General features: G+C 46.4%; 22 protein-coding genes and 1 riboswitch. Of the genes, 17 read left to right on the forward strand and 5 right to left on the reverse strand.

Going from position 1 to position 25,807, the window contains the following annotated elements; genetic code table 11:
• Window positions 1-173 precede the first annotated feature (173 nt).
• From IEW26_RS06480 to IEW26_RS06490, 3 genes are all read left to right on the forward strand, one after another.
• Window positions 174-1,661 carry a glutamate synthase subunit beta gene (locus IEW26_RS06480; protein WP_145401870.1) on the forward strand — a complete coding sequence of 496 codons (1,488 nt, stop codon included), beginning with the start codon at window positions 174-176 and terminating at the stop codon, window positions 1,659-1,661.
• A gap of 320 nt (window positions 1,662-1,981) precedes the next feature.
• The gene (fur, locus tag IEW26_RS06485; protein WP_276311054.1) at window positions 1,982-2,473 is read left to right on the forward strand and encodes a ferric iron uptake transcriptional regulator; all 492 of its coding nucleotides are present in this window, start codon (window positions 1,982-1,984) and stop codon (window positions 2,471-2,473) included.
• A 126-nt stretch (window positions 2,474-2,599) separates the two neighbouring features.
• Window positions 2,600-4,909, forward strand: coding sequence for a type IA DNA topoisomerase (locus IEW26_RS06490; RefSeq protein ID WP_188591764.1), 2,310 nt, complete (start codon window positions 2,600-2,602; stop codon window positions 4,907-4,909).
• 130 nt (window positions 4,910-5,039) lie between these two features.
• Here the strand turns inward: IEW26_RS06490 and IEW26_RS06495 are convergent, their stop codons facing one another.
• Together IEW26_RS06495 and IEW26_RS06500 are read right to left on the reverse strand one after the other, a co-directional pair.
• Window positions 5,040-5,804, reverse strand: coding sequence for an HAD family hydrolase (locus tag IEW26_RS06495; protein WP_145401873.1), 765 nt, complete (start codon window positions 5,802-5,804; stop codon window positions 5,040-5,042).
• A gap of 44 nt (window positions 5,805-5,848) precedes the next feature.
• Window positions 5,849-6,769 (reverse strand): ArsR/SmtB family transcription factor, encoded by a 921-nt coding sequence (locus tag IEW26_RS06500; RefSeq protein ID WP_145401874.1) that lies wholly within the window; start codon window positions 6,767-6,769, stop codon window positions 5,849-5,851.
• 212 nt (window positions 6,770-6,981) lie between these two features.
• On the opposite strand from IEW26_RS06500, the gene IEW26_RS06505 reads away from it, so the two are divergent.
• The 5 genes from IEW26_RS06505 to IEW26_RS06525 all read left to right on the forward strand — a co-directional run bounded on the left by IEW26_RS06505 (window position 6,982) and on the right by IEW26_RS06525 (window position 12,547).
• On the forward strand, window positions 6,982-8,172 hold the full coding sequence (locus IEW26_RS06505; protein WP_188591765.1) for an MFS transporter: 1,191 nt from the start codon (window positions 6,982-6,984) through the stop codon (window positions 8,170-8,172).
• 83 nt (window positions 8,173-8,255) lie between these two features.
• The gene (locus tag IEW26_RS06510) at window positions 8,256-8,981 is read left to right on the forward strand and encodes a phosphonate ABC transporter ATP-binding protein (protein WP_145401876.1); all 726 of its coding nucleotides are present in this window, start codon (window positions 8,256-8,258) and stop codon (window positions 8,979-8,981) included.
• 53 nt (window positions 8,982-9,034) lie between these two features.
• The gene (locus tag IEW26_RS06515) at window positions 9,035-10,327 is read left to right on the forward strand and encodes a hypothetical protein (RefSeq protein ID WP_188591766.1); all 1,293 of its coding nucleotides are present in this window, start codon (window positions 9,035-9,037) and stop codon (window positions 10,325-10,327) included.
• The gene (locus IEW26_RS06520; protein WP_090916668.1) at window positions 10,320-11,018 is read left to right on the forward strand and encodes a response regulator transcription factor; all 699 of its coding nucleotides are present in this window, start codon (window positions 10,320-10,322) and stop codon (window positions 11,016-11,018) included. The genes IEW26_RS06515 and IEW26_RS06520 overlap by 8 nt, the downstream gene beginning before the upstream one ends.
• Window positions 11,015-12,547: a sensor histidine kinase gene (locus IEW26_RS06525; protein ID WP_229729704.1), complete on the forward strand. Its 1,533-nt coding sequence runs from the start codon at window positions 11,015-11,017 to the stop codon at window positions 12,545-12,547. The genes IEW26_RS06520 and IEW26_RS06525 overlap by 4 nt, the downstream gene beginning before the upstream one ends.
• Before the next feature lie 137 nt (window positions 12,548-12,684).
• Here IEW26_RS06525 and IEW26_RS06530 read toward each other — a convergent pair whose 3' ends face one another.
• The gene (locus IEW26_RS06530; protein WP_145401878.1) at window positions 12,685-13,911 is read right to left on the reverse strand and encodes a glucose-1-phosphate adenylyltransferase; all 1,227 of its coding nucleotides are present in this window, start codon (window positions 13,909-13,911) and stop codon (window positions 12,685-12,687) included.
• A gap of 196 nt (window positions 13,912-14,107) precedes the next feature.
• Between IEW26_RS06530 and glgB the strand changes: the two genes are divergently transcribed.
• Both glgB and glgA read left to right on the forward strand, forming a co-directional pair.
• Window positions 14,108-16,147, forward strand: a complete 2,040-nt coding sequence (glgB, locus tag IEW26_RS06535) for a 1,4-alpha-glucan branching protein GlgB (protein ID WP_188591767.1) — start codon at window positions 14,108-14,110, stop codon at window positions 16,145-16,147.
• On the forward strand, window positions 16,144-17,574 hold the full coding sequence (gene glgA / locus IEW26_RS06540; protein ID WP_188591768.1) for a glycogen synthase GlgA: 1,431 nt from the start codon (window positions 16,144-16,146) through the stop codon (window positions 17,572-17,574). Before glgB ends, glgA begins: the two co-directional genes overlap by 4 nt.
• 230 nt (window positions 17,575-17,804) lie before the next feature.
• Here the strand turns inward: glgA and IEW26_RS06545 are convergent, their stop codons facing one another.
• A complete protein-coding gene (locus IEW26_RS06545) occupies window positions 17,805-18,980 on the reverse strand; it encodes a M20 family metallopeptidase (protein ID WP_188591769.1) in 1,176 nt (391 codons plus the stop codon).
• Window positions 18,981-19,180: 200 nt separating this feature from the next.
• Here IEW26_RS06545 and IEW26_RS06550 point away from each other — a divergent pair, with 200 nt between their 5' ends.
• The 3 genes from IEW26_RS06550 to IEW26_RS06560 all read left to right on the forward strand — a co-directional run bounded on the left by IEW26_RS06550 (window position 19,181) and on the right by IEW26_RS06560 (window position 22,449).
• Window positions 19,181-20,644, forward strand: a complete 1,464-nt coding sequence (locus tag IEW26_RS06550; protein WP_145401882.1) for an ABC transporter substrate-binding protein/permease — start codon at window positions 19,181-19,183, stop codon at window positions 20,642-20,644.
• Window positions 20,631-21,353 carry an amino acid ABC transporter ATP-binding protein gene (locus IEW26_RS06555; RefSeq protein ID WP_188591770.1) on the forward strand — a complete coding sequence of 241 codons (723 nt, stop codon included), beginning with the start codon at window positions 20,631-20,633 and terminating at the stop codon, window positions 21,351-21,353. Before IEW26_RS06550 ends, IEW26_RS06555 begins: the two co-directional genes overlap by 14 nt.
• Before the next feature lie 228 nt (window positions 21,354-21,581).
• A riboswitch (cyclic di-AMP (ydaO/yuaA leader) is annotated at window positions 21,582-21,775 on the forward strand.
• Window positions 21,776-21,777: 2 nt separating this feature from the next.
• Window positions 21,778-22,449 carry a 3D domain-containing protein gene (locus IEW26_RS06560; RefSeq protein ID WP_145401884.1) on the forward strand — a complete coding sequence of 224 codons (672 nt, stop codon included), beginning with the start codon at window positions 21,778-21,780 and terminating at the stop codon, window positions 22,447-22,449.
• Window positions 22,450-22,601: 152 nt separating this feature from the next.
• Here the strand turns inward: IEW26_RS06560 and IEW26_RS06565 are convergent, their stop codons facing one another.
• On the reverse strand, window positions 22,602-23,414 hold the full coding sequence (locus tag IEW26_RS06565) for a polysaccharide deacetylase family protein (protein WP_188591771.1): 813 nt from the start codon (window positions 23,412-23,414) through the stop codon (window positions 22,602-22,604).
• Between the two features lie 155 nt (window positions 23,415-23,569).
• On the opposite strand from IEW26_RS06565, the gene lpdD reads away from it, so the two are divergent.
• From lpdD to IEW26_RS06585, 4 genes are all read left to right on the forward strand, one after another.
• Window positions 23,570-23,947, forward strand: a complete 378-nt coding sequence (gene lpdD, locus IEW26_RS06570) for a prenylated flavin chaperone LpdD (protein WP_188591772.1) — start codon at window positions 23,570-23,572, stop codon at window positions 23,945-23,947.
• A 149-nt stretch (window positions 23,948-24,096) separates the two neighbouring features.
• The gene (locus IEW26_RS06575) at window positions 24,097-24,768 is read left to right on the forward strand and encodes a PspA/IM30 family protein (RefSeq protein ID WP_111271969.1); all 672 of its coding nucleotides are present in this window, start codon (window positions 24,097-24,099) and stop codon (window positions 24,766-24,768) included.
• A 96-nt stretch (window positions 24,769-24,864) separates the two neighbouring features.
• Window positions 24,865-25,266, forward strand: a complete 402-nt coding sequence (locus tag IEW26_RS06580; RefSeq protein ID WP_145401887.1) for a DUF350 domain-containing protein — start codon at window positions 24,865-24,867, stop codon at window positions 25,264-25,266.
• 23 nt (window positions 25,267-25,289) lie between these two features.
• Window positions 25,290-25,796, forward strand: coding sequence for a DUF4178 domain-containing protein (locus IEW26_RS06585; RefSeq protein WP_188591773.1), 507 nt, complete (start codon window positions 25,290-25,292; stop codon window positions 25,794-25,796).
• Window positions 25,797-25,807 lie beyond the last annotated feature (11 nt).

Here is a 25,807-nt window from a genome sequence, read left to right on the forward strand (position 1 = left end):
ATTATGCGGATAATCCATTTAATATTCATTGCCATAAATGCTACTATAATTGAAATATCTTTGAGTAGATTTTGTGATACAATAGACAAAAACTCAGGTAAACGAGTAATCCATTTCATATAGAGCCATGCGAATGAAGGGATTAAGACAAGAACGGATGGGGGAAACGTAAGATGTCTACACCTACTGGATTTATGGAATACAAACGGCAGCTCCCTGCCGATCGAGAGCCAGCGGAGCGCATCAAGGATTGGGAAGAGTTTCATAAACATATGGCTGAGGAAGAACTCAGAACACAAGGTGCACGATGTATGGATTGCGGGACCCCGTATTGTCATACAGGTATAGATATGATTGGCGGGACGTCGGGATGCCCGGTTCATAACCTGATTCCAGAGTGGAACAATCTCGTCTATCGTGGTTTGTGGAAAGAAGCGCTTGAACGCCTTCACAAAACGAACAACTTCCCGGAATTTACAGGTCGTATCTGTCCAGCTCCTTGTGAAGGATCTTGTACAGTGGGACTCATTGGTCAGCCTGTAACCATTAAAACGATTGAAGAAGCGATTATCGAAAAAGGATTCGAAGAGGGCTGGGTAGTTCCACAGCCGCCGGAGAAACGCACAGGCAAGCGTGTAGCTGTGGTTGGTTCAGGTCCAGCGGGACTCGCAACAGCAGCTCAATTGAACAAAGCCGGACATTCGGTAACCGTATATGAACGTTCGGACCGTGTCGGCGGATTGCTGATGTACGGAATTCCAACGATGAAACTGGATAAAAAAGTGGTTCAGCGTCGCGTAGATTTGCTGGAAGCGGAAGGCATTCAGTTTATTACGAATACCGAGATCGGAAAAGATATTCCCGCTCAACAGCTTGTTGATGAATATGATGCAGTAGTTCTGTGTGGCGGAGCAACCAAACCACGTGAATTTAACATCGAAGGTTCTACTCTGAAGGGCGTACATTACGCCATGGACTTCTTGAATGGCAGCATCAAGAGTTATCTGGACTCCAACCTGGAAGATGGCAATTATATTTCAGCGAAGGATAAAGATGTGATTGTAATCGGTGGCGGGGACACAGGTTCTGACTGTGTTGCAACCTCGCTTCGTCATGGCTGCCGTACCATTACGCAATTTGGTACACACACGCAAGCACCAATGGAGCGTGACCGTATCAACAACCCTTGGCCGCAATTCCCTAACGTGTATACGCTTGACTATGCACAAGAAGAAGCAAAAGCTTTGTTTGGTCAAGACCCGCGTGAGTTCTCGATCATGACTACAAAATTTGTGGGTGATGATGAAGGCAATCTCAAAGAGCTGCACACCATTCAAATCGAGCGTATTGTTGATGAGACAGGCCGCAAAATCTACCAGCCAATCCCGGGCACAGAGCGTGTATTCCCTGCTCAGATGGCCATGATTGCGATTGGTTTCGATGGACCGGAACAAACGCTGGTTGAGCAGCTTGGACTGGAAACAGATCGTCGTACAAACGTTAAAGCACGTTATGGCAAATACAACACCAATGTGGACAAAGTATTTGCAGCGGGTGATATGCGCCGTGGTCAAAGTCTGGTCGTATGGGCAATCAATGAAGGTCGTGAAGCAGCTCGTGAAGTTGATAAATATTTGATGGGTGCAACGGTGCTTGCTTAATACTGCTGCATAAATGAGCTGTTATTATTACTGTTTATTAAGAAGTCAAAGCAAATAGCATATTGCATAAAAGATCAGCCCTCGCAGATGCGGGGGCTGTTTGTTGTTCATTGTATTACACCGCAATCGTTGCCGTATTTGTTGTGAAAGTGTGATTGAAAGCATTGCTTTTTACAAGATAAAGACTTATTATTAGATTATAATTATTATAAATAAGATAATGTGTAGTGTGAAACATGACCATGATAAAAATGTGAGTATATCTAAGAACATACGTTTAAGTAAATTAAGGCGAGAATTATTAACGGAGGTGCACCCGCATGGCAGGTAATCGGGACAAGTCCATTACAGAGCAAATTCATCAAATTAAAAATCAATTGGTTGATAAAGGTTACAAGCTAACACAGCAGCGTGAAGTGACAGTACGTGTGCTGCTTGAACATGAGAAGGATCATTTCAGCGCTGAGGAAGTATTTTTGCTGGTCAAGGAGAAGTTCCCGGAGATCGGGCTTGCAACCGTCTATCGAACACTGGAGCTGCTGAATGACCTTCAGGTTGTTGAGAAAATTAATTTTGGGGATGGAGCGGCTCGTTTCGACCTTCGCAGCACAGACGGATCTCATCATCATCACCATCTGATCTGTACCGAATGTGGAAGTGTAGAGGAAATTATGGAAGATGGCCTGCTCAAACTGGAGCAGCAGGTGCTGCGCCAGTATGGATTTGCGGTCACAGATCATCGGCTTGATTTTCAGGGAGTCTGCAAAGAATGCAGAGAAAAGCATAAGCTGGACGAGCAAGCGGCTGGATAATTCATTTCCGGTAGGTGCTCTTGAATCCAAAATCTGATATAATAAGTTTCAGAAGCAAGGGGCTTCCGTCGGCGGAAGGCCCCTTTTTGCCGTCATACAGGGCGGTGAAGGAGGAGAGATGGACGGATGAAGACACTGGTTATCGCGGAGAAACCCGACATGGGTCGAACCATTGCCGCCGTCATAGAACCAAAAGCCAAAAATAATCGAACATATCTGGAAGGTGAGCATTATATCATCACCTGGGCAATTGGACATTTGCTCGGATTGGCTGAACCGGATGCCTATGATTCGAAGTACAAGCGCTGGAACATTGCGGACCTGCCGATCATCCCGGAGCAATTCAAAATTGTGCCCAATCCACGGACAAAGGACCAGCTTAAAACGATCGGAGAACTCGCAAAGCGTGCTTCGTCAATAGTAAATGCTTGCGATGCCGGGCGGGAAGGGCAGTATATTTTTGCCCTCATTCAGCAGCAGTTGAAGCTGCGCCAGCCTGTCAAACGTTTGTGGATATCGGACTTGACGGCCGAAAGCATTCGGCGTGGATTTGATGGGCTTAAAGATGCATCTGAATTTGAAAATCTGACACATGCAGCGCGTGCGCGAAGTGAAGCGGACTGGCTGATTGGCATGAATGCCTCCAGGGCGTTCACGACAAGGCATAATGCTCTCTTGTCTGTAGGTCGTGTGCAGACACCTGTGCTCGCGCTGATCTACGATCGGGAGATCGAGATTGAGGCTTTTCAATCACAGACGTTCTATGAAGTAGCAGCCTGGTTTCGACAGGAGGGTGTCGAGTATCGGGGGGTACGTCAAGGCGACAAGCTTACGGATGCGGAAGCCGCAGAGGCTATAGCGGTCAGTGTGAAGGGCAAGACAGGGCACATCGCGAAATATGAAGCCAAACAAACGAAGGAGTATCCGTATCGGCTGTATGACCTTACTCTTTTGCAGCGGGAGGCGAATGCGAAGTATGGTTACGGGGCCAAAAAAACATTGGATATCGCGCAGGCGTTATATGAAAAACATAAAGTCATTTCGTATCCGCGTACCAATTCCAACTATGTGACGGAGCAGAACATTGAAGGCATGCACAAAACGCTGCAGCTGCTCAAAAATGGAACCTACAGCGAGCTGGCATTGGGTGCAAAGCCTGAGCTGGTGCACAAGAACAATAAAGGGGTATGTAATCCGACCAAGGTGGAGGATCACCATGCGATTCTGCCAACGTTGAAACGGCCAGGAACGCTGTCCAAGGATGAACAGAACATTTACGATCTCATTGTGCGACGTTTTTTGTCTCATTTCTATCCCCCAGCGGAGTACAAGCAGCATACCGTGCTGACGGTAGTTGAAAAGCATGAGTTCAAAACGTCTGTCAAAGAGCTGTTGTCGCTTGGCTGGAAAGTCGTACTGGGTTCCAATGATTCGGAGCAAGGGGCTTCGGGCAAGAAAAAAAGCAAAAAAAACAGCAATGAAGAAGAGGAAGCCGAGGAGTGGACGGACAAAGCGTTTGCCGTGCAGCCTGACTTGCCTGTTCATTGTACAAAGAGTGAGTTTAAAGAGAAAGCTACCCAGCCGCCCAAAAGTTATACGGAGGGAACGCTGCTCAAGGCGATGGAGAGTGCAGGCAAACAGATCGAGAATGAAGAGCTGCGGGATGCGATGAAAGACAGCGGTCTGGGTACCCCGGCGACACGTGCCGCAACGATTGAGCGACTCAAAAATGTAGGTTATATCACGATGCAGGGGAAAAAGATGCAGTTGACTCTGAAAGGACGGACAGCCATCGAGCTGATTCGTCGTGCAGGTGTAGATTTGCTGACTTCCCCTGAGATGACCGGGCAGTGGGAACGCCGATTGCACCAGATTTCCAAAGGTGAGGCAGGACAGGACAAGTTCATGGAAAACGTCAAAAAATTTACGTTGTCCATTATTGAGAAGGTACGTGTTCAGACTCCGGCTGCGGCCAATGCTTTTGGTGAAGATACACGTGGAGGCAAGGGCAGGGGGAAAGGAACTTTGGCTCGCAAGTCATCGGCAGCAAACAACTCCACGAATCGTGCCGGTTCCAGGAAAGCTTCCGCAGTCAATACAAGCTCAAGTACACAAACAGCTGTGCGAACAAGCGCTTCACCACAATCAGGTGTGAGAGAGGTTCTTGCTTCATGCCCTTCTCCCGGCTGCAGCGGGCAAATCATTGAGGGCAAGAAGGGGTATGGCTGTTCCCGTTTCAAAGAAGGCTGTAAATTTGTCATTTGGAAAGAGTATGCGGGTAAAAAGATTACAAGTAGTATGTTAAAGTCGTTAGTAGAGAAGGGCAGCACGCAGGTGCTTTCGTTCAAACGCAAGGACGGCAGCACGGTGAAGGCACGTATCATCTTGAAGAATGCTGCAACAGGTGAGTTGTCAGGGGAGAAGCAGGAAACCTAAGAAATCCTGAAAATCTGAAAATCCTGTCTGTATACACAATGAAAAAAGAAACCCGTGTTTCCGGTGAAATGTCCTCAGGCAAAGGATGCATTCGCCAGGAAGCAGGGTTTCTTGTCATTTGCAGAACCCATTAACCATGGGTTCTTTGCTTCTGCTGCTGTTGTATATTTTCATGAATCACTTTAGGGACCTCTTCCAACGCAGTGATTGTATACATGGAGACTTCGGGATTTGGCTGCAGCTCAACGATATTATACTGCCATTCATTGGGCTGTTTAATGTAGATGCTGTGGATTCCGGCATTCACGGCAGGCATAATGTCTGTGCGAAGCGAGTTGCCGATCATCCAGGTTGCACGCCGGTCGAATGTGCCGCTCGCGAGAATACCCTCAAGTGCTTCGATATTTTTGTGCTGACGAATATAAATGCGGTCATCAAAATAAATCGAAAGTTTCATCTGATCAATTTTGCGCTGCTGAATTACCGTTTCCCCGCCAGTGTACAGATAGAGCGAATGTCCAGCGGACTTCAGGTCTTCTAACGTTTCAACCATATGGGGGTAAGGTTCAACTTCCTGTGTGTATACACTCATGCCCAGCTTGCTCAGGTATGTTTCTTCTTTGGTTGAAGTAGGCCGCGCATACCTTTGGGAAAAGTAACGATACGTATCAATCAGAGACTGCGGAAAATGGTGGCTTGCGAACCCGACCTTGTTTACTCCAGTCACGTCTATTTCAAGCTGTTTCTCCCGAATCTGCTGTGTGGTCAGGGGATGACCATCAAACCATTGCATCATGTTCTCGAAGAACTCTCCCAGAACCAGATTAAAATATTTATTACAATACACAAGAGTATCATCGAGATCAAACAAAATATGTTGTTTAATTAAAGCCATAGTTACTCACTCCTTACAGCCGGCAAACTTCACTTTCTCATCATTCAGATGCGAATATAGGATTCCAGAAACATATTTAATTCAGATACGCCGTCCGGCCGAATGCTGTATTTTTCTTTACGATTGCTTCCGAGCAGATGGGTACGCAGCAAACCTGCAATACGAAGGGCCATGACCTGATCCTTCACGGGGTCTTCATCTTTGCCAAGCTCTTCACACATCTCCGCAAGCGACTTCGGTTCGTCCGATACATATCTTAACAGGCGAAGTCTTTCGGGATCTGCCAATGCATGCGTGAATCGAAGCAAACATGTTGGCGGCTCGTCCTCGCTCTCCTCGGGCGTATCTACAGGATATTGTATAATCATCATGCCTTCATAGAAGCAGTACATGTTAATTGGACGGTTATGCACGGTCGGGAACAGAATAACTTCGTTAAGTCCGGGCATCGGTTCGACAATTACGCCTGCTGTGGCGTATTCAATTAATAATTCGGGCCCCATCTTTTCAAGCAAAATACGTTTTTCTTCAGCGTCTTCTTCAAGCCATACACGATGATCCTCGCTTATATTCTGGCAGTAATGCTGATCCCATAGTCGCAATAATGGGACATAGCTGTTCCGAATACGCGTGGATTCTTCTATTGTAAGCTCAGGCATTAAAGGAGATATGCGTGCAAACAATTCTTCTGCTGAAAGCTCAGAGAGCATATTCAGAAAGTCCTGATTCTCCGAGGTTGTATTCTGATAAGCTGCCCATGCAAACAGAACATCGAAATCGTCAAAGGGCCACGTTGCGGCTGGTGCAAGTGCAGCTCTCACATTGGAGCTTAGCTTGCCTTCAACGTCCTGAATCCATTCAGGACCAATGTCCAGATGCTGAATCCATTTCTTAGTAACATAGACCAGAAAGCTGTTAAGCATCTCATATATCGGTGAGACATCAATTTTAACGTGATAAGCCATAATGATGCAGAATCCTCCCGTCACATCTAGATATACACAGCGACTTATGTACTATTATGGCTTGTTTTGCAGGGCGTTGTCCACTATAATGTTCAAGTTCGGGGGTATATTGCGACACAATCGTTAAAGTATACACCTATATAATGACAGACTAAAGATCGTCAGCGATGGCGATTTTTCTTTGTTTGCGCTTGCAGGAGGAATAAATTACTGTGACATCCCTATTCAGATCTAAAATATCACCATCCACATCAAACTATTTGATCCTGATTACTGTGATTGTTGCAGCAGGAGTCAGCCAAGGACTGTTGCTGCCTGTGTTATCTATTTTCTTGGAAGAGCGGGGCGTTTCGCCCGGTGTGAATGGACTAAATGCTGCAGCGCTTTATGTAGGCTCCTTTGCCATGACACTGGCTGCCGAGCGTCTCCTCGGGGTATTGGGATTTAAAAAGCTGATTGTTGTCGGTTTGATTTTGGTCATGCTGCCTTTACTGTTGTTTCCTTACTTTTCCGGACTGAAAATATGGTTTGTGCTTCGCCTGATTGTTGGCATTGGAGATAGTGCCCTGCATTATGCTGCCCAGCTATGGGTGCTGCTTGTTACGGCGCCTGAGAAGCGGGGGAAGTACATATCGCTATACGGTATGTCCTATGGACTGGGATTCAGTATCGGCCCGCTAGGAATTAAACTGCTCACGTTCGGTGATGCTGTTCCGTTTCTGGTGCTGTTTGCAGGCATGGCCGCAGTGCTTGTTCTGGTTATGGTGAAGCTGCCAGATACCCGGCCGGAAAAGGTGGAGCATGGCCATTTGCCGGAACGGCGTTTTCGCCGCAGCTTCGCCTGGGCATGGTATGCCTTGCTGCCGGCACTATTATACGGTTATATGGAGGCTGGCATGAACAGCAATTTCCCTGTGTATGGGCTCCGAATCGGATATGATGCAAACGAGATTGCTTCCCTGCTTCCTTTTATAGGGTTCGGAGGATTGTTTCTTCAGCTTCCGCTTGGCTTGTTAAGTGACCGATACGGTCGAAAACAGGTTCTGATGACAGCCGGTATAGGAGGAGGCATTGCGTTTATGCTGGTCCCTCTTGCCGGCACGCATTTTTGGTTAACGCTGATACTCATGCTCATTGCGGGAGGTCTTGTCGGTTCCTTTTTCTCTCTCGGTCTGGCGTATGCCGCAGATATTTTGCCGAAAGCCTTGCTGCCTGCAGCTAATGTAGTGGCCTCATTTCATTTTACGATCGGAAGCATCGTCGGCCCCAATCTGGGAGGGCAACTGATTCATTGGGTGTCCCCTGGCAGCATGTTTACGATGCTGGGCTGCTTTTATTTCATTTTTGGTATCACGGGTGTATTATTTCGGCGTAAACGTGAAGCGGAATTTGTGTTAAAATAGAAGCGGGTGTTCGCATGGAAATTGATGTCCATTTCCGAGTACACTAGTAGCAGGGAAAAACATGGACAAGAGGAGACATCGCGATGATCAGAGTGGAGAACTTGAGTAAATCCGTTGGAGTGGATCGTATTCCAATCCTGCGTGATATTCGTTTTGATATGCAGCAAGGAGAGATGATTGCGGTGGTCGGCTCCAGCGGGAGCGGCAAAAGCATGCTGCTAAAATGTTTGGCGATGAAGGAAAAGTGGGATTCCGGCAGCTTCACGGTCGATGGCATCGATATTTTGAAAGAGGGCTGGTCCGGTAAACAGAAAATCAGAAGAGAATGGGCATACTTGGAGCAGAACCCGCAGTTGTATCCGAGAAAAACGGCGCTGAAAAACGTACTTATTGGACGTTTTGGTCAGACTCCATTATGGAGGATGGCAACAGGCATGGTGCGTTCAGACGACTACATGGGGGCGATGGATCATCTCGAAGGCCTTGGTCTCCTGGACAAGGCTCATCAGACTGCCGAGAAGATGAGCGGCGGCGAGAAACAGCGTGTTGCCATTGCACGTGCTCTTGCACACGGAGCTAAGGTTGTTCTGGCGGATGAACCGGTCATCGGGCTTGATCCCCACACCGCTGACGCCGTACTGGAGACTTTGCGCAAATTATGTGAAGAGGAACGAGCAACCATAATTACCGTGCTTCCGATTGAACTCGCAGAGAAGCATGCTTCACGAATCTGGGGCATTGCGGAAGGCCGGATTGTGTTTGATATACGCGGACGCAGATTGACACAGCAGGAAAAAAATCAGATTTAACCGATATAATGAAAAGAGTGATGAGATTGCTTAATTCGCGTTGGGGGCGCTGCATGGCAGCAGGTTCAATGGCTGTTCTGCTTGGAGCGGTGCTGAGCGGCTGTACGGTAATTAGCGACCCCAAGCTTCTGATGAAGCCGCCGATGATGTCTACGGACAAAGAGAAGCTGTATAATATTGTGCAAAAGGAAACTCCGCCCGAAAGCAAGCTGATTCGTCCTAAGGACATGAGCAACACGAGCATGATTCGTGTCGAGGACCTGAATGGCGACGGTATTCGTGAGGCGAGTGTTTTCTATGAGACGCCGAATGAAAATGTGCGTATCCATGGCATGATTTTGGAGGAGCAGGGAGGCTCCTGGGTCAAAAAACTGACGTTTGATGTACCAGGTAACGAACTGGAATCGTTTAAGGTAATGGATATTACGAATGACGGGAATCCGGACATTGTGGTGGGCGTCAGCCTGCAGGATCAGAAAGCCTTGACGGCTTATTCTTATAAGGGAGGCGTTCTGGAGCAGGTACTGGGTGGTGTGCCATACAATCAGGTGATTATTGATGATATGCAGGGCGATGCGCTTGATCTAAGCGGGGACGGCAAAAGTGATTTTGTCGTTGTTTCGTTGAATGCTAGCGGATTCGCCACGATTGCTTTGTACCAGTATCAGGATGACAGCTTTAAGGAAATAGACAAGGTTGTTACGGACTATACGGTCAAGGAAGTATACAATGCGCTTGGCGGCGAGATTGCTGACGGAAAAATGGGCATCGTGCTGGATGCAGACCTCGATGATCGCAGTTCCTTCACACAAATTATGTATGTTCAGGACAACAAACTCGTCAGTGCTTTTAAATCACCGGATCAAACGTACAGAGATGACAAAATTTTAAGCGGTGATGTGAACAATGATGGTATTATTGAGTTTGGATTAAAAGAAACACCCAAGGGCTGGGAGCATTACGTGTTTGATTCACGCATGTGGTTCTATACGTTCTACCAGTGGGATGGCAAAGAGGGCAAGAAGTTTGTGTCGTTCCAGTTCCGGGATGATGCAGATCTGTTCCATCTTAACCTGAAGCCGGAATGGTACGGCAAGATCACTATTGACACCAAATCGGAGAAGGAAAAATATATCCGGTTCAAAATGATCAAAACGGATGAAACCGTAGCCGAGGTCAAATATTTTACATTTTCACAGTGGGATCTTGAAAAGGGGAAGAGCTGGAAGGAAATTACGCGAACGAAAGATCGGGTAATTGCATCACGTGTTGCACAAGCGGAGGCGGGCAAGGATGCATTAAGTAAAACTTCTCAGCTGAATAGAAAGGAAGAACTTAATGAGTAAAGTACTTATTCTTGAGGATGAAGAATCCATCCGTAGTTTTATTGTCATTAACTTGAAAAGAAACGGATTTGAAGTGCTGGAAGCCGGGGATGGGCATGAAGCTCTGCGCATTTTACAATCCGTTCCGGATATTGATCTTGCACTGCTGGATGTTATGGTGCCGGGAATTGACGGGTTTGAAGTATGCAGACGCATTCGTGAAACGAACGAACGGCTTGGCATTATTTTTCTGACGGCAAAGGTTCAGGAGCAGGACAAAGTCTATGCTCTGTCCGTCGGGGCAGATGATCACGTAAGCAAACCGTTCAGTCCGACCGAGCTGATTGCACGTATTCAATCCTTGCTGCGCCGGGTCAACGTACATCGCGAAACCGCCGCCAAGGTAACGTTCCAATCCGGACCGTTCTCTCTGGATTTAATCTCCAAACAGTTTAAAAAGAATAATGAAGCGATCGAGCTGACGCCTACAGAGTTCTCTTTAATACAGTTCTTCCTTGAAAAAGAAAATACGCCGCTGAGCCGGGATCTGCTGCTGGATCACGTATGGGGCAAAGAGTACATGGGTGATCCTAAAATTGTGGATGTTAACATCCGTCGTCTGCGTCAAAAAATCGAGAACAATCCTTCCGAGCCTGAATACCTGCAAACTGTATGGGGTCACGGGTACAAATGGAAGGGCCGGGATCAATGATAAAAAAAGGTATTACGCGGCAGATTGTGCTGCATTATTTTATTGTAGTATTTCTCGCACTTGTACTGGTTGAATTTGTGTTTATGCTGGCCGTGCAGCGGTTTTATTACGAGAGTATCTACAATACGATTAGCACCCACATCACCAACAACAGAGACTTTCTTGAGCCGATTGCCAGAGCGAGCAACGGAGAGGACGGCAATAACAATCTTTCCAGATTGCTCGTTCGTCTTGCGTTAGACAACACCGAGCTGGAGATTCTGGATCTGAACGGGCGGGTGTTAGCAAGTTCGACAGCATTTGAATCAGATCGGGCAGTGCTGCAGACAAGTGATATTATGCAGGCGCTGAACGGCGATATGGGACGCTGGATCGGCAGGCAGCCGAATACGGGTGAATCGGTCATGGCTGTGGCTAACAAATTCGATCTGGGCGGGGAGAACACGTACATTGTACGTTATCTGACCTCTCTGGAATCGGTCAACTCGAAGCTGCTCGTCATGGGGCTGCTGGCTATTGCGGTCGGTGTTGGCGTACTTGCCATCGTGTTAATTATAAGTATAGGTATGGCTAACTCGATTGTACGTCCAATCAACAGCATTACAGCGGTATCCGCACAGATGGCGAAAGGCCGGCTGGATGTGCGAGTCAAGGGGAATTACAAACACGAGCTCGGGGAACTGGCTTCAACGCTGAATTTCATGGCCCATGAAATTGTGCGCAGTAACCAGATCAAGGATGACTTTATTTCCTCCATATCACATGAACTGCGAACGCCTCTGACCAGTATCAAAGGATGGAGTGAGACACTCGACTCGGGCGGGTATGACCCGGAAGAGACACGCATCGGTATGGGAATCATCGCCAAGGAAACCGAGCGGCTGATTGGGCTTGTGGAGGAAATGCTTGATTTCTCCAAGCTGCAGCAAAATCAGATGAAGCTGGTTAAAGGGACAGTGAATATCCGTGAGGTTGTACAGGAGACTATGCTGAATGTGTGGGCCAAAGCCGAACAAAAGCAGGTTCATCTGAAGCTGGAGACGGATGAGACGCGTGCCTACAATGTGTATGGCGACGGGAATCGTCTGAAGCAGGTCTTTCTGAATATCGTCGACAATGCGATCAAGTTCTCGCATGAGAATTCCTGGATCTTTCTGTCTGTCAAAGAGGAGAAAGGGCAGATTGTTGCAGCTGTTCAGGATACGGGAATCGGCATTAGCGAGGAGCATTTAATCAAGGTAAGAGATCGCTTTTTCCAGGTCAACCATCAAAATGGTGGAACCGGGCTCGGGCTTGCCATCACACAAGAACTTGTGGAGCTTCATGAGGGTACCATTACGATGCAAAGCGAGCTTGGATCAGGAACAACGGTTACAGTAACCTTGCCTATGCTTAACGAGGAGAATTCGCTGGCGGAACAAAGTGTGATAATGACAGAGCCTGAAGTGAAGCCTGAATCGGGCAATACTTTTGCTCAGTCGGAGCATCAGCATTCAGCTCAAGACTCGTCTGATCAAGAGAAGAAATGATCATTGTGGGTTAATCTCACTTACCAGGATGATATAGAGAAAAACGAAAGGCGAGCCGTCATGGCTCGCCTTTTATCATATCGCATGTTCTTATGTTGTTATTCATGTCTAAATCCTTAAAATGCCAAGTCCATACATTATGAGGATAATCCACCTGTGCGGAGACGACCGCTTTTTTCGTAAACCTCTTTCAGTATACGTACCGGCTGTGTGCGAACAGCTGGTTTAGGTGCTATGACCTCATTTGGTCCAACGACCACAATTTCATCGGCTGTACCTTTAACAATGGCACCGTCTTTGATGATGGCTCCTTCACCGATAATGGCACGTTCAATATGAACGCCGCGGCCTACGCGTGCATTTGGCATAATAACACTGTCAAGCACTTCGGAGCCTTTGCCAACTTCTGCACCACAGAAAATGACGGAGCGCTCTGCTCGGCCTTCAATGGCACAAGAGTCGTGAACCATAGAGGAGATATGCTCCACTTGTGGTTGTCTTGTTTTGATTGCACTCGGTTTAGAGCGCCATTCGCGGGTAAACATCGGCCAGTCTTCTCGCTGAAGGCTCCAGTTCTCCTCGTTGTACAGCAGATCCATATGTGCATCCCAAAGACTTTTCACCGTGCCAACATCTTTCCAATACCCATCAAAGTTGTAAACGTAAAGAGAGTTTGTTTCATTTAACATCTGCGGGATGACATCCTTGCCAAAATCATGACTTGAGTTTGGATTCGCAGCATCTTCAAGCAAATGTCGTTTCAAATATTGCCAATTAAACATGTAAATACCCATAGAAGCGAGGTTGCTTTTTGGTTCCGCAGGTTTCTCGGCAAATTCAGTTACGCGCAGATTTTCATCTGCGGCCATAATACCAAAACGATGTGCTTCTTTCCACGGCACTTCCATAACGGAAATCGTCGCAGCAGCGTTGTTCGCCTGGTGTGCCTCAAGCATCTCGCGATAGTTCATATGATATATGTGATCACCCGACAAAATCAGCACATTTTCGGGATTTTGCTGGTCAATATAGTCCATATTTTTGAATATGGCATCCGCAGTTCCCAAGTATTCGTCATTTCCTGTATGATAAGATGGAAGCAAGGAGATTCCAGTCTTTTTTGAATCACCATGTGACCATGGCTCTCCTTGACCAATATGTTCGTGCAGCGAATCCGCCTGGTACTGCGTCAGAACTCCTACAGTGTCGATGCCTGAGTTAACGCAGTTACTGAGAGGAAAATCGATGATACGGTAGTGCCCGCCAAACGGTACAGCGGGTTTTGCAATTCTCGAGGTTAAAGGAGCTAATCGCTTTCCTTCTCCTCCCGCCAACAGCATAGCGATGCAATCTTTATTAAACATGATCGTTTCCCTCCCAAAATATTTGTGCATTGTAGTACATTAGTAAACGAAAGCAGGACTTGTGAAACTATTGTTATTGTAAAAATTCTGAAAAACTACATCATTTTTTTAAATAACGCATTTTTCTTTTCAACTTGGCTAAAATGGGGTAATGGTTAGCGTTATATCTATTTTCTGGAGAAAAGAAGGTGATCTCTTGGCTATTCAACCGCTGACACATCCGGATATTTCGCCGGAGCATATTTATTTATTTCATGAAGGCAATCTTCATCACAGTTATCGAATGTTGGGCGCGCAGCCTGAGACTCGCGATCACCGTCAAGGGTTCCGCTTTACCGTGTGGGCACCAAACGCCGTAGAAGTTGGACTGGCTATGGACCGTAATGGGTGGAAGGGTGAAATGGAACCATTATATAAGATACCCGAATCAGGATTTTGGAGTCGTTTTTTTCCGGGAATTGAAGAAGGTACTTTATACAAATTTCGCATTTTAACGGAAGACGGCACCGAAATGCTCAAAGCCGACCCTTATGCATTTCAGGCCGAGGTTCGCCCTCAAACGGCATCCGTTACAAGCTCGATCCAAGGCTATAAATGGAATGACGGTGCTTGGAGACGCAAGCAACGCATGATCTACAATAAGCCTTTACATATTTATGAAATGCATCTGGGTACCTGGAAGCGGAAGGACGACGGAAGTTTATACAGCTATCGTGAGATGGCAGACTTGCTCGTTCCTTATTTATTGGAGATGAATTACACTCATGTCGAAATGATGCCGCTCAGTGAACATCCGTATGATCTGTCCTGGGGATACCAAAACACCGGGTTTTACGCGCCAACCAGCCGTTATGGGCATCCAAAAGATCTGATGTATCTGGTGGATACTTTACATCAGGCGGGTATTGGCGTATTGCTTGATTGGGTACCTGCTCATTTTGCCAAGGATGCACATGGTCTGCGTTTGTTCGACGGAACACCGCTGTATGAATACGCAGATCCGATGTTAGCCGAGAAGCCGGGATGGGGCACACTCAGCTTTGATTATTCCAAACCGGAGGTTCGTTCATTTCTCATCTCCAATGCATTGTATTGGCTGGAAATGTATCATTTTGACGGACTTCGGGTAGATGCGGTAACAAGCATGCTGAGACTTGATTTTGAAAAGCAGCCCGGTCAGTATCGTACCAATGACGAAGGGGGCCTGGAAAACAAAGAAGCGGTAGCCTTTTTACAGCAATTAAATACTACGGTTTTTGAATATTTTCCCTATGCCTTAATGATGGCTGAAGAATCCAGTGCATGGCCGATGGTTACGATGCCGGTGGACAAAGGCGGTCTGGGCTTCAACTATAAGTGGAACATGGGCTGGATGAACGATACGCTGGACTACATGGAATCTGACTTTCATGAACGTGCTTCCAAACACCATTTGCTGACATTCCCGGTTGTATACTCCTTTTCTGAAAATTATGTGCTTCCTCTGTCTCATGACGAGGTGGTGCATGGTAAAAAGTCACTTCTGAACAAAATGCCAGGAAGTTATGAGCAGAAATTCGCGGGTATGCGCGCGTTTCTCGGTTATTTCATGACATTCCCGGGCAAAAAGCTGTTATTCATGGGCGGAGAGTTCGGCCAGTTCATCGAATGGAAAGATGAGGATCAACTGGACTGGTTTTTGCTCGATTATGACAGTCACCGCAGCCTGCACAGGTATGCACGGGAGCTGTCTAATCTGTACATCCGTGAAAAAGCTTTTTGGGAGCTTGATCATTCCTTTGACGGTTATGAATGGATCACTCCGGATGATCAGGGCCAAAGTGTCATTTCATACGTACGCAAAGGAAAAAAACCTGCGGATACACTCCTGGTGCTCATTAATTTCCAGCCTGTCAAAAGGGAGCGTTACCGGATTGGCGTCATGCGTCCCGGTATGTATACCGAAGTTCTGAACAGTGATCATATCGATTACGGTGGTTCAGGGATAACTAATAATATGCAGTTGCCTACGCAAAAGATTCCTTTTCACGGGCATGGACACAGTCTGGAACTGGATTTGCCGCCGCTCAGCGTTGTCATTTTAAAGAAGATGACACGTCGGAAAACGGAGCCCGGCGCTGAAGGTAGCGCTTCCGTGAAATCGAAAAAAAATACAGAAAAAAAAGAGAAAAAGACCAAAGTGAAAGCTATTCCGGAGGACAGCACGCTTAAGCCAAAAAGGGGGACAAAAGCATGAACATTTTATTTGCCGCAGCGGAAGCACATCCGTTTATTAAAACAGGAGGACTTGCCGATGTCATCGGTGCTCTGCCTCAGGCCTTGAAAAAAAATGGAGCAGATGTACGAGTGATCCTTCCGAAGTACAAAGGTATTCCTGACGAATACAAACAGGCGATGAAGCCTGTGCTTGTAACGGATGTTCCGCTGGGTTGGCGCAGACCCTATTGCGGGATTGAAATGCTGGAGCATGATGGAATTCCGGTCTACTTTGTAGATAATGAGTATTATTTTGCAAGGGACGGGGTTTATGGATATATGGATGATGGGGAGAGGTTTGCATTTTTTAACCGGGCTGTGCTGGAGGTGCTGCCGCAGCTAGGTTTCAAGCCAGATGTTCTGCACACGCATGACTGGCATGCGGGCATGATCCCACTGCTTTTGAAGGCACATTATGCCCACGATTCGTTCTATAGTGAGATGCGAACGGTGTTCACTATACATAATTTGCTGTATCAAGGCGTGTTTCCGCACGAATTGTTTACCGAGATACTGGAACTGGATGACCGTTATTTCACGATGGATGGAGCTGAATATTATGGCAATGTGAATTTTCTGAAAACTGGAATTGTGTTCTCGGATCATGTGACAACCGTAAGCCCCACTTACGCAAGAGAGGTGCAGACCTCACATTACGGATACGGGCTGGACGGACTGCTCAGCTCATTGGGAGACCGTTTTAGTGGCATAGTGAACGGGATTGATACGAAAAGTTATAATCCGGCAACCGATAATAAAATTGCTGTTAAATATAGAACCAGTCTGTCCAAAAAGGTTGAAAATAAAATCGAGCTGCAAAAGGAGCTGGGACTTCCCGTTCGCCCGGATGCTCCTCTGATGGTGATGGTGACAAGACTTGTGGATTCAAAGGGTCTGGACCTCGTATGTCGTGTCCTGGATGAACTGCTTTATTATGATGATATTCAATTTGCGGTGCTGGGCACTGGAGATGAAGCATATGAGCATTGGTTCCGGGAAGCGGCCAACCGATATCCTCTCAAAATGTCTGCGCAAATTACGTTTAACGATGGTTTGTCTCGCCGCTTCTACGCAGGAAGTGATATTTTCCTGATGCCATCAAAGTTTGAGCCATGTGGAATCAGCCAGCTGCTGGCACTGCGTTATGGCAGTGTACCGCTGGTAAGGGAAACTGGAGGGCTTAATGATACAGTGCAGGCCTATAATGAGTTTACAGGGGAAGGGAACGGCTTTTCCTTTACGAATTTCAATGCCCACGATATGATGAACACCATTCGCCGTGCAGAGGATTTCTATCGTCAGCCAGATCACTGGAAAAAAATTGTTAAAAATGCGATGGGTGGAGAGTACAGCTGGGATGTATCAGCAGAGGAATACATGGAAATTTACCGTCGTATTCAGGTTTAGATCATTTCGTAGGGCTTGCCTTGTTTATACTGAAAGAGCTTTAGTATTGCCGCAGTGTTGAAACTGCGGTTTTTCCATTTCACAGCATGTTTGGAGTGAGCTAGAAGGCTGTTTGATGAAGTCGGAATGGTGAAAATCGAAAAGAGTTAGCTTGAAATGAGAACAGCTGTGAATTAAATAATTCTTGTCTGTTCATTTCAAACTAACTCTAATCTTAGTGAGGTGGCTGCTTACCGAACGGCCTGCTCGAATTCTGCGCGAATAGCTTGCAGCAGCTCGGGTTGGTTGATAACGTCAAACGCAGTTCCGGCAAGTGCTTTGGCGCCAAGAATCATGCCATCCAGGGCACGCTCTTGCAAGGCGAGATCACGGAATTCAATCGAGTGCAGCGTATGCACTTCGTCCACCACTTTGATGTAAGGGTGGATGGCTGGACAACGCAGCGATACGTTGCCGATATCCATCGAGCCATGATCGTTTCCGCTAATAATCTCTTCCTCCGGAATGCCAAGCTCGATCAGATTATGGCTGAACGCGTTAGAAAAGATTTCATTGGTTACCATCTCATCATAAGACGTTTCGTAATTGGATGTTACGAGCCTGCAGCCTGTCTGGAGAGCGGCTCCTTGTGCAATTTGAATGACACGTTCGGTTAACACGTTTAATTCCTTGCGGGTAGCAGCGCGAACGTAAAACTGAGCGGAGGCATAATCCGGGATGATGTTTGCCGCTTGTCCGCCGCTGTTAATAATGCCATGAATGCGAACGCTGCTTTTGACCTGCTGACGGTACGCGTTTATTCCGTTAAAGGTTTGAATAACAGCATCCAGTGCATTGATACCTTCATGCGGGCTGGCAGCAGCGTGGGAAGCTTTTCCGTGAAACTCGAATTGCACCGCATCAATCGCAAGAGAGCTGCCTGATTTTTCATACGCATAGAACGGATGGGCCATCAGGGCTACATCACATGTATCGAATAAACCGGCTTCCGCCATTGGAACCTTCGCTCCACGTGTTTCCTCTGCAGGTGTACCAAAAACTTTAATTGTTCCGCCCAATTCGTCAAGAACAGCTTTCAAGCCGACAGCTGCACCGAGGCTCATCATGCAGATCAGATGGTGACCACAGGCATGGCCGATCTCAGGCAAGGCGTCGTACTCACAGAGCAGCGCAATCGTAGGGCCGGGTTTGCTAGCAGTGTAAGTTCCGATGAAGGCAGTCTCCAGCCCAAGGACCGGAGCTTGAACTTCAAATCCATGATAGGAAAGTTCTTCCTTCAGACGGGCAGAGGCTAAATATTCTTCATTTCCAAGTTCAGGATGTGCTCCAATATATGATGAAATGTCTTTGAAACGGGAAGCATATTGATCAATCACGTTAAATATTCGGTTTTTATCTGGTGTCATAGTTAAACTCCTTTGGTAAATGAAAATGATTTTGTAATCATAACATATTTGCAATGTTATTCTCAGAAACACATCAAAATTCAATCTCGAAAATGCATTGCATAATCATGCATTGTACTTTATAATGACTCAGTCATCAACACATTGACTGACGAATCAGTACGTAAAAGTAATTATAGCATTGTAAGGGGAGAACAAGGTTGAAATTAATAAGTCGTTATACCGTAATGCTGTTAACGTTTCTTCTTTTTCTGACGGCGGCTGCACCTGCGGCGCTGGCGAGTGGAACTACAGACAGCTCAGGCGGCAAGAAGCTGGTGCTCGGGACGAGTGCCGATTTTGCACCCTATGAATTTCACAAAGTAATTAATGGTAAAGATGAAATCGTGGGCTTTGATATTGCGATTGCCAAAGAAATAGCCAAGGATCTGGGAGCAGAGCTTGTCATCGAGGATATGGGCTTTGACGGACTCCTGCCTGCGCTGCAGAGCGGTCGTGTGGATCTTGTTGTCTCAGGCATGACACCAACGGATGAGCGTAAGCAGAGCATCGATTTCTCGGAACCATATTATAAATCAAAGCAGGTTGTACTGGTTCGTAGTGCGGACAAAGACAAGTACCCGGATATGAAGGCATTGGAGAATGTCAAAATCGGTGTGCAAAAAGGTTCTATTCAAGAAACGATTGGACAAGGCATTCCTGGCGCAAAGCTGACTTCGTTGGATAAAATCTCTGATATCGTGCTGCAGCTGCAGACGAAACGTGTGGATGCAGCCATTGTAGAGGATACCGTAGCTGCCGGATACCTCGATGACATGATTGTGCTTGCACCGGCTGTTCCGGACGAGGAGCAGGCTGAGGCTGCTGTCGGGATTCGTAAAGGTAATACGGAATTGTTAACTGCTGTAAACAAAACGTTAGACCGACTGAAAAGCGAAGACAAGATCAACCAGATGGTTACGGAAGCAAGTCTGCTGATGGCTGATAAAGTTAACAAGTCGCAGAACATTTTCCAATTATTCTGGCAGTATAAGGGCTTATACGCAACAGGTATCGGCTATACACTGCTATTATCCGCTCTGGGTGTATTTTTCGGGGTAATCATCGGTTTGATTATCTGCCTGTTCCGTCTTCACAATATGGCAATTTTACGCTGGATCGGAACAACGTATGTTGAAGTGATACGGGGTACACCAATGCTGGTTCAACTCATGATCATCTACTATGGGGTGTCTTTAACTTTTGGAATCAACTTCACAGCGCTTCAAGCTGGTATAATGACGCTGTCCATCAACAGTGGTGCGTATCTTGCTGAAATTTTCCGTGCCGGTATTCAAGGTGTGGATCGTGGTCAGCTGGAAGCAGCTCGTTCACTCGGAATGGGCAGAGGCGCAGCGATGCGTTATATTATTTTGCCACAAGCCTTCAAGGCTGTGTTGCCGGCGATTGGTAACGAGTTTGTGACCATTATTAAAGAGTCCTCCATTATCTCCGTTATTGGTATGGTGGATATTATGTATCAGGCAAGTGTAGTTAAAAATCTTACATTCCAGGGTCTGAATCCGTTTATTATTGCGGCAGCAATTTACTTTGTTATGACATTTATTTTGTCCAAGTTGCTCGGACGATTGGAAAGGAAGTTGGGTGCAAGTGATAGACGTTAGACAATTACACAAATCTTATGGAAAAAATGATGTCCTGAAGGGAATTGACGTATCCATCGCCAAAGGTGAGGTTGTTGTGGTAATCGGTCCTTCCGGTTCAGGGAAAAGTACGTTTCTGCGCTGTCTGAACCTGCTGGAGCAGCCAACCTCAGGTCAGATTGAATTCGAGGGTGTGTCGATTACTGACCCCAAGCATAATATCAACGCAACTCGTGAGAAGATGGGCATGGTGTTCCAGCATTTTAATCTGTTCCCACATAAAACGGTGCTGCAAAACATCACAATAGCTCCAATTAAGGTGAAGAAGCAATCGACGGAGGAAGCCAACAAAATTGCCGAGGATCTTCTAAAGACGGTCGGTTTGGCTGACAAAAAAGAGGTATATCCCAATCAGCTGTCTGGTGGACAAAAGCAGCGGATTGCGATTGCAAGAGCACTGGCCATGCAGCCGCATGTAATGCTGTTTGATGAGCCTACATCAGCTCTGGACCCTGAGATGGTTGGAGAGGTGCTGGAAGTTATGAAGCGACTGGCCGAAGGTGGCATGACGATGGTGATTGTTACACATGAGATGGGCTTTGCGCGTGAGGTGGGTGACCGCATCCTGTTCATGGACGGCGGAATTATTGTTGAAGAAGGCACACCTGATGAGGTGTTTGGCGCTCCCAAGCATCCACGGACCCGTGATTTTCTTGCAAAAGTTCTCTGATTGATTTTATACTTTAATGGAATCAAAGCGTTATCGACCTGATGTGTCGGTAACGCTTTTTTTAATTTTTGATCAAGAAATGTAACGTTTCTGTTACCTGGTGACTAATGGAAAATACCGGGGAAGAGCTATTAATTAGTAAATTTCTTATGAAAAGCAGACTGGATATGGCTGTTGAATCGCAAAATGGTAACATTTACTACAGCCCATGGTTACAAAATTGTGATATATTGAATGCGGCCGAAATTTCCGGAGAGGAAATGCGGGGGATGTAACAATGCAGTTGTCCTGTCATATGGATAGCACACTGCTAGGGGTGAATTAGGAATACATAATGCATCAGCATGTTTAGTACAGCCTATAGGGTGGGTTCCTCCATCCGAATCCGACAGCTAACTTCGCAGGCATAATGAGGAGGAAGACCATGTTTAACCACAAACGCATATCAAAAGCAGCCATCGCACTAATGACATCCGTTTTATTGATTCAAGCTGTTCCCGCTCACGCAGAATCTGTACATGTCGCCAAAGAGGGAGATACGTTCTTTACGTTATCGAAGCAATATGGCGTTTCCACAGACAAATTAATGAATGCCAATAAAAACATTTCACCATATAACATCTATGGCGGTTTGAAAATTACGATTCCAGGGCAGGAAAATAAAGCAGCAGCGGCACCAGCACAGATGAAAGCTCAAGAAAATACGGTTAAAGCTGCCAGCCTGGATGTGAATGCCGAGAATAAAGTTGTACAGGCCTGGGGTAAAACCTTTGATTATAGCAAAACCATCAATGTGAAGGCCACAGCATACTCTGCTGATGCTTCTGAAAATGGAGGATGGGGTGCTGTCGATTATTTCGGCAATCCGCTGGAGCTTGGAACCATTGCGGTAGATCCAAAGGTCATTCCTTTTGGCACGAAAGTGCTGGTAACGGGTCATTCACATCCGGGGCTGCCAAAGCAAGCCTTCGTAGCTACGGCACTGGATGCAGGGAGCGCGATTAAAGGCAATCGGATTGATATTTTCATTCCGGGCAGCAAGCAGTTTGTAAATTCATTTGGTTTTCAGGATGTTGAGCTTTACGTTTTAAAGTAGTTGCTTGATTAATGGACTTGATTCTGGATGTATTAATGATTAAAGCTAATAAAATTGAATAACAAACAGATACAGGGTGTTCTTAGGTGTTATCATGATGTGTGGTCATGTTAATGCCAAGGAACACCCTATTTATTTGCAGTGAGCTATATTTACTGCTTTTCCTTTGATAGCTTCAGCATTTCATCCAAAGTAACGAGATCATATCCTTGATTCCGCAGTTCCTCAATCACTTCAGGTAAAGCTTCAACGGTTCCTTTGAGATTGGACCCTGTGCCGCCTCCGGCATGCTGCAGTACGATGGAGCCAGGTTTGACCGCAGCAAGAATGTTATGTTTCACTTTCTCTTTCGGAAGACCCTTCCAATCCAGAGAATCAACATTCCAGTTGACGATGCTGTAACGCTGCTTTCGAGCCCAGCGAAGCTGTTCCTCATTAATATCTCCATATGGGGGGCGAATCATTTTTGGCGTGTATCCGGTCAGACGCTGGATGATGTCTCCAGTACGTAAAATTTGCCTGCGAAAAGCGGTCATGGATAACTTGCTGAATTCAGGATGATTATAGCTGTGATTGCCTATAACATGCCCTTCCTTCACCATACGTTTTACCAGATCCGGATGTTTCTCGGCCCGGCTGCCTACCACAAAAAATGTTGCGCGCACCTTGTATTTTTTTAATACATCCAGCACCTGACCGGTAAATCGCGGATCGGGAACGTCATCGAAAGTAAGCGCAACCTGCTTGGTGGAAGGGCCGTTTGTTTTGAAGGTGTCCGCATATTTCTGCCGCAGTTGTCCCAAGGTCAGCTGCTCTTCTCCGGTATCCGAAGTGGATGCAGGGGTATGTGACTGTTTTTCAGTGCCTTCTGTTGACACATAAGCATGAGCAGGAGAAAGCGGCAAAGCTCCTAAACACATAACCGTGATAAACATAAGCATAAGCATGATGAGGCGTAAACGCATATGTAACGGCCTCCTTTTTCAGAAATGACGTTCTCTATGGTATGCCCTGTGACAGGGGCTTTTATGCGTGTGTGAGAAGTCTCATTGCACAGTAGACGTCTAGAAAGTCATAATTCCACCATATATCACATATAGAGAAGGACAGGTGGAGTGGGATGAATACATATGATTTGAAATCCATTCGAGTAGAGGTTGTTGAAGCCGGAATAGACAAAGTATTTCTGGTTACTGGCGGGCAAGCTCATATCGGAGCTGTATCGACCTTTTATTTGGAGCAGGAGCGCATTAGCGGTACGACGGTGCACATCCCGGGCCATAAGGAGCAGGAGCTATGTGAGCGGCTTGCCCGAAAGGCAGCACTTCAATTAAAGGTTACCGTTACGGTAATTATGGGCATTCATTTTGACAGCATCACACGCATGCAAATCGACGAAATCGTGCACACTGCAGAAAAGCTTATGGACGAACAACTGAGCAGGGCGCCGGAGCAAACGCAGCTGTCCAAGGAATTGCAGAAAGAGCAGCCGATCTAACAAAAGAATATAAATAGGATGTAGAAATTGCTTCTGGTAACCAGGCTTTCATCTTGTTTTAATTTTTTTGTGCTAAAATTGAAACGAGTTACAGAATGCTGCGTATGTATCTATATATACGATGAACTATCACTAGGAGGAATAACCTAATGTCCATTTTCAAAAGATTACGTGACCTGACGATGTCCAATATTAACGCGATTATCGACAAAGCTGAAGATCCAATCAAGATGACCGATCAATATATCCGAGACATGCAAGAAGATCTGGAGGATGCCGAGAAGGCAGTAGCCGCTCAGATTGCCATTGAGAAAAAGTTCAAGCAGCTGTATGAAGAGCAGGAAGCTCTCGTAAAAAAACGTGAAGAGCAGGCCCACACAGCAGCTCGTGCACAGAATATGGATCTGGCGCGCCGGGCATTGGAAGAGAAAAAAGCAGCTGAAGAAAAAATGGTGGAGTACAAAGCCAGCTACGATCAGAACAAAGCTTCTGCTGACAATCTTCGGGGCAAACTGGATGAGATGCGTAAACAGCTGACACAAATGAAAAACAAACGCGAAACGCTGGTTGCCCGTTACAATGCGGCGAAGGCTCAAACCGAGATCAACAAAGCGCTGAACGGATTCAGCTCTGACACAGCAAGTGCTGGCATGAAACGTATGGAAGAGAAAATGATGCAAATGGAAGCTCAGGCGGAAGCCAGCAACGAGATGTCTTCCAAAGGCAAATCACTGGATGAAGAGTTCGAAAAGCTGGGCAAGGATGCCGCAGTTGAAGACGAACTTGCTGCTCTGATGAAGCAGTACGAGAATAAAAACTAAACACCTTGGCAGTCAGCAGGGTTAATCAGCGGAGGAGAACAAAGTTTCTCCTTCGCTTTTAAATGCGAATCATGTTGATAAGTGGAGGCTGTGTAAATGGATTTGAACATTTTGGCGATGCTGGTCTGGACTGCTTCAGGTTCGGTTTTGCTATTTTTGCTGATGTACGTGGATTCACTCTTTACGAAGTATAAAGATTTTGCCGAGGTGAAAGCCGGCAACATGGCTGTAACCACGCGTATGGTTATGAAGCTGTTCGCACAAGGGTACGTGCTTGCAACATCGATCTCAACGGCTGGACATCTTGGGGAAGCACTTCTTGTTTCTGTGGTTTCCTTTGTTATTCTGTTGATTCTGGAAAGTATTGTTCATTTCGTCATTCGCAGATGGGCTGCTTTGGATCTGGATACAGGGATACAGCAGGGCAAAACGGGATATGGACTTTTCTCAGGCGCTTTACATATCGTGGGCGCACTGATTATTGCAGCTTGTCTATAAGATAAGGAACAGGAGTAATTGGCATGAGTGTATGGAAACGCATTAAAGGAATACTAGCTAAACCTGAACCGCCTAAGGCAGAGAAAACGATGCTTCAGCTCGAACCTGGCGATATCTGTGAAGTGTCCCTCATTACGTACGAAGTTGTAGGCAGGGTGCAGAATCGGGCACGTAATGCCGTCGTGCTTACATTGCAGGATGGCAGTTCATTCCGGTATTTGCATGTGGAAGAGCGGGAAATCACTCGTTATGCTCTGTACATTCCTATTGACGGCAGGCTTGATGCTCCAGATGAAGTGCCGACCATTCTTGAGCTGGATGATCATGTGTATCATCTGGAGGAGGAGTATGGGGGAATGGTTCAAACGGTGGGCAGAACACCTTATGGTCAGGCTGGCGAACAGCTGGTATGGCAGTATCAATCGGATGATAACAAACTTCTTCGTGTGGAATGGCAAGACAGAAGGTTTAACCTGTATGAGGGTGAGTCCATTCTTCCTGCGGATATCAAAGTGATTCGTTCGAACTAGGAGAGGTTCCA

The organism is Paenibacillus silvae (assembly GCF_014639235.1).
GTDB classification, from domain to species: Bacteria; Bacillota; Bacilli; order Paenibacillales; family Paenibacillaceae; genus Paenibacillus; species Paenibacillus silvae.